Consider the following 4,940-nt stretch of genomic DNA (forward strand, 5'->3'; position numbering starts at 1 on the left):
CCGCGCGCCGCGCGCCGCCGCGCCCAGGGCGATGGCGCGGCCAATGCCGCCGGTGGCGCCGGTGACGACCCAGCGCTGGCCGGTGAAATCGGCGTCGGGGCGCGCGCCGCCCACGCGGCGACGGAAGCCCAGCCGCGAGAACGGCAGGGCGAAGCGGGCATAGAAGACCAGGGCGCCGATCGCGTTTTTCATGCCGCCACTGTCCGCCAGGCCCCGCCGTCAGCGGGTGAAGGCGGGCGAACGCGCGCCGATCGGCTCCAGCAACAGCCGGCCCGGCTCGCGTTCCACCCGGAACCAGGCCTCGCGCAGCGCACCGGCCAGGGCGGCGGGGTCGTCGTACAGGCACTCGCCCACGCGTTCGCCCTCGATCTCGAAATAGCGCGCCACCAGCGTGTCCTGGCCCACTTCCAGCAGCACCGTGCCGTTGCGGCGGGTCTGGGCGTAACGCAGGCCGGGGTAGCCGGCGCGCAGCAGGCCGTCGAGGTGTTCGGCCAGGCGCGCGCCGGCGGCGCGGGTGGCCTCGTCGCCGCTGGCATTGCGGGCAAGGATGGCGCCCAGCGGCTTCGACGACACCGCCGGCACCGTGAACTCCACCACCGACTTGCGGTGCTGGCTGGCGAAGCTGGCGTGGATGTCGCCGCTGAGCAGCACCGCGCCCGGGCCGGCGAAACGGTCGAGCCAGGCCTCGCGCTCCACCGGGAAGCCGTCCCAGTGGTCGACGTTGAGCAGCACCTCATGCGCCCAAGCCGGCGGCGCCTGCACTTCCGGCCGGCGCAGGTCGAGCCGCAGCGGCGTGAACGACACCGAGCTGCCGATGAAGCGCCAGTCGGCGTCGGCGTGGCGCGCCAGCGTGGCGTCGAGCCAGGCCGACTGCACCTCGCCCAGGGCGCTGCCGATTTCCGCCGCGCGCAGGGCCGCCAGCAGGCCGTAACCCTCGGCCAGCACGAAATAGCGGCTGCCGACGGCGTCGAACAGGCGCGACTTGCCCACGCCGGCCCAGCTCAGGCCGCGCGGCATGTCGTCCGTCTCGGGGATTTGTCCGGCGTCGAGGAAAAACGGCGCGCCGGCGTCGTGTTTGGCCAGGATGGCGTTGGCCACCGGCAGCGCGATCGGTTCGGAGAGGATGGCGCGCACGCGGCGGCGCACGACGTCGGTGGCCAGCCCTTCCGCGCGGTAGGCGCGGGTGAGCGCGCGCGCCAGCGGACGACGCCAGCGGCGGTGGTCGGGGTCCGACAGGTGCACGTAGGGCTGCAGGCGCGGGCGCCATTCCTCGAAGGTTTCGCCGATCTTCGGCAGCGCCTCGCGCAGCGCCGGCTCGTCGTAAGCCAGGCCACCGGGGAAGGCGTCTTCCGGCACCAGGTGGTCGGGGCGCGCGCTGCGGTAGTCGGTGAAGGCCAGCGCGGCGCGCTTGCCGAAGCGGAAATCGCGCCAGATGCGCGCGTTCGGGTGCAGCGCGCCGTCGTCCACCGAGGCACCCTCGAAGCCGCCGCCCAGGTCGGCCGGCATGTATTCGAACCAGGCCTGCTCGGCGGCGCGGCGGCGGGTGGCGTCGCGTTCGTCGCGGCGGCCGTCGTGGAAGGTGGCCACGTCCTGCCAGCTGTCGTCGGCGAATTCGTGGTCGTCCCAGATGGCGATCAGCGGCGCGGATTCCAGCAGCTGCTGGAGCACCGGGTCGGTGCGGTAGTCGCGGTGCAGCTGGCGGTAGTTGTCGAGGCTGCGCGCGGCCTGGAAGCCGCCGTCGCCCAGGCTGAGCGCGCCGTCGGCGTCCTCGAACACGATGCGCCGGCCCGCGCCGTCCTGGAAGGAAGGGTCGCCGGTGGTTTCGTAGACGAAATCGCCCAGGTGCAGGATGGCGTCGAGCTCCTGCCCGAGCAGCGGCAGCAGGGTGTTGTACCAGCGGCCGTTGAAGTCCTGGCAGCTCATCACGGCGAAGCGCAGGTCGCGGTCGGCGTCGGGTGCCGGCGCGGTGCGGGTGCGGCCGGCCGGCGAGGCGCGCTGCACGCCGTCCTCGCCCACAGCGACGAAGCGGTAGTGCCAGGCGCGGTCCGGTTCCAGGTCCTGCACCTTCACCTTCAGGCAGCCGTCGGTGGCCGGGCCGACGCGGAAGGCGCGCTCGACGCGCACCGCTTCGAAGCCCGGGTCCTCGGCCACTTCCAGCACCACGTCCTGGCCCCAGGCCGCGGGCGCCAGGCGCGTCCACAGCACCACGCTGCCGGGCTGCGGGTCGCCCGAGGCCACCGACTGCGGGAACAGCGCGCGCTCCACCGCCACCGCCGGCGGCAGGCGCCGCGCGGTGGCCGGCAGGGCCAGCGCGGCGGCGGACAGGGTGAGCAGCTTCAGGGCGGTGCGACGGCTGATGACGGTCATGGCGTGGACACGGGTGGGGGCCGCCTATTGCAGCCTGCCAGCTTTTCAGCGGCATGACCCCGGGGCTTCATTTAACGCAATTGCAACGGGCCGGCGACACGCTCGATAGTCCTTTCCCGAGCCCTCCACCGGAGCCATCCCGATGCGTCGCCCCGCCCGCCTTGCCGTCGCCATCCACGCCAGCCTGCTCATGCTCGCCCTGCCCGCCGTCGCGCAGGACGCGCCCGCGGGGGAAACCACGCCGGCCACCATCGACACCATCGTCGTCACCGCGCAGAAGCGCGAGCAGCAGGTGCAGGAAGTGCCCATCGCCATCAGCGCCTACTCGGGCGACTTCCTGGAGAACTTCGGCGCCACCGACCTCACCGACATCGGCAACCTGGTGCCAGGCCTGGAGATCCTGGAGCAGAGCCCGAACAACCCGGGCTTCGTGATCCGCGGCATCACTTCCGACAGCGGCGAGGCGTTCTCGCCGCCGCGCGTGTCGGTGTTCCAGGACGGCGTGTCCATCTCGCGCGCCCGCGGCGCCGTGGTGCAGCCCTTCGACCTCGAGCGCGTGGAAGTGCTGCGCGGCCCGCAGGGTACCCTGTTCGGCCGCGGCGCCCAGGTGGGCGCGGTGCACTTCGTGCAGAACAAGGCCTTCCAGGGCCACGAGAGCAGCTTCACCCTGGGCGCCGGCAGCGACCAGTACCGCAAGATGAGCGGCGTGGTGAACACGCCCATCACCGACGCCCTGGCCGCGCGCCTGGCGATCTACCACGAGAGCAACGAGGGCTTCGTCGAGAACCTCGCCGGCGGCCGCCTCAACGGCAAGGACACCACGGCGCTGCGCCTGGGCTTCGGCCTGGACATCGACGACGGCAAGCGCGTGGACGTCATCTTCAACCACCAGAAGGACACGCCGCCCGGCACCGCCTTCCGCACGCCGGTGCTGCCGACGCGCGCGGGCAGCACCGACCTGTTCGACTACACCGCCGACCTCAACCGCGGCGAGCAGCTGGGCCTGGACCGCACGGTGAACGGCCTCACCATCCTGGGCGAGTTCCGCATCAACGATTCCTGGAGCCTGTCCACCATCACCGGCTGGCGCGAGTTCGCCTCGCTGGAGCAGTTCGACGCCGACGGCTCGCAGCTCAACGCGCTCGAGTTCGCCGAGGACGTGGAAGGCGACCAGGTGAGCCAGGAGTTCCGCTTCAACTACGACGGCGGCGGCGCCTTCCGCGGCTTCGCCGGCTTCAGCTACTACGACGAGGACGGCTTCCAGCGCGTGCCCTTCATGACCGACGAGCGCCAGCTCGCCGCCCTGCTCTCGCCGGCCCTGAGCGCTGGCGTAGGCGCGGCCACCGGCGGCCTGATCCAGCTGCCCATCGTCAGCCCGCTCAACCCGAACCTGACCCCGTTCCTTGGCTACACGGCCTTCCCGGCGCTGGGCATCCCGGGCATTCCGCTCGGCTTCCCGCTGCCGCTCAGCGCCAGCTACGGCGAGGAATACACCAACTTCGGCAGCGCCAAGGCCTGGGACGTGTTCGCCGACGGCACCTGGTCGGTGAACGACCGCCTGGAGCTCACCCTCGGCCTGCGCGGCACCCACGAGAAACTGCGCTCGGGCTACGAGGCGCTCAACTACGGCGGCTTCAGCGCGCTGGGCCAGGTGCTGCCGGCCGCGCCCACGACCATCGCTTTCCCGAACATGCTGTTCCAGCCGGTCGCGCGCACCTACGCCGAGGACAGCTACAGCTCGGCCGTGGGCCGCGCGGTGGCCAGCTACCTGTTCTCCGACACGCTCACCGGCTACGCCAGCGTTTCGCGCGGCCGCCGCCCGGACGTGATCGAGTTCGCGCTGGGCGAAGACGGCACGCCGAACGAAGTGCCGGCCGAGATCCTGGTGAGCTACGAGCTGGGCCTGAAGGGCACCGCCTTCGGCGACACGCTGGCCTACGACGTGGCCGTGTTCAACTACGACTACAGCAACTTCCAGGCGCAGGTGCTCAACCCCAACGGCCTGGGCACGATCACCGCCAACGGCGGCAACGCCAGCGCCACCGGCGCCGAGCTGTCGATGATCCTGCGCGCCACCGACGGCCTGCGCGCCTTCTTCAACTATGGCTACATCGACGCCACCTTCGACGAGCGCGACGACGACGGCAACGAGCAGACCCTGGCCGGCAACCGCTTCCGCCTGACCCCGGAACATTCGGCCTCGGCCGGCCTGGACTGGCAGTTCAGCGTCGGCGACGGCAAGGTCGGCTACCTGCGCCCGAGCTGGAACTGGCGCTCGCAGGTTTACTTCGAGGACCAGAACCAGCCGGGCATCGAGCAGGCCGGCTACGCCCTGGTGGACGTGCGCGCCGGCGTGATCTTCGGCGGCGGCAAGTGGGAGCTGGGCGCGTTCGTGAAGAACGCCACCGACAAGGAGTATCTGATCGACGGCGGTAACACCGGCCAGAACTTCGGCCTGCCGACCTTCATCGTCGGCGCCCCGCGCACCTGGGGCCTGGAGTTCACCGGGCGGTTCTGAGCGCCACGGGCCCACGGCCCGGCGACAACGACGGCGGGTGCCCTGGCGGGCGCCC

The 4,940-nt window shown here is 71.8% G+C and carries 2 protein-coding genes and 1 pseudogene; 1 reads left to right on the forward strand and 2 read right to left on the reverse strand.

Annotation, left to right across the window (positions count from 1 at the left end; translation table 11 throughout):
• Positions 1-192, reverse strand: a pseudogene (locus N790_RS16620) (hypothetical protein); the annotation flags it as partial.
• Positions 193-219: 27 nt separating this feature from the next.
• Positions 220-2,367, reverse strand: coding sequence for an alkaline phosphatase D family protein (locus N790_RS14005; protein ID WP_052385982.1), 2,148 nt, complete (start codon positions 2,365-2,367; stop codon positions 220-222).
• A 142-nt stretch (positions 2,368-2,509) separates the two neighbouring features.
• Between N790_RS14005 and N790_RS14010 the strand changes: the two genes are divergently transcribed.
• The gene (locus N790_RS14010; protein WP_043805247.1) at positions 2,510-4,885 is read left to right on the forward strand and encodes a TonB-dependent receptor; all 2,376 of its coding nucleotides are present in this window, start codon (positions 2,510-2,512) and stop codon (positions 4,883-4,885) included.
• Positions 4,886-4,940: the final 55 nt, after the last annotated feature.

Origin of the sequence: Arenimonas malthae CC-JY-1, from assembly GCF_000747075.1 — a bacterium.
Taxonomy (GTDB): Bacteria; Pseudomonadota; Gammaproteobacteria; order Xanthomonadales; family Xanthomonadaceae; genus Arenimonas; species Arenimonas malthae.

Excerpts from the sequence above, each read along its gene's own strand:
- N790_RS14010 (WP_043805247.1), top strand. The coding sequence starts at position 2,510 with ATGCGTCGCCCCGCCCGCCTTGCCGTCGCCATCCACGCCAGCCTGCTC.
- N790_RS14005 (WP_052385982.1), bottom strand. The coding sequence starts at position 2,367 with ATGACCGTCATCAGCCGTCGCACCGCCCTGAAGCTGCTCACCCTGTCC.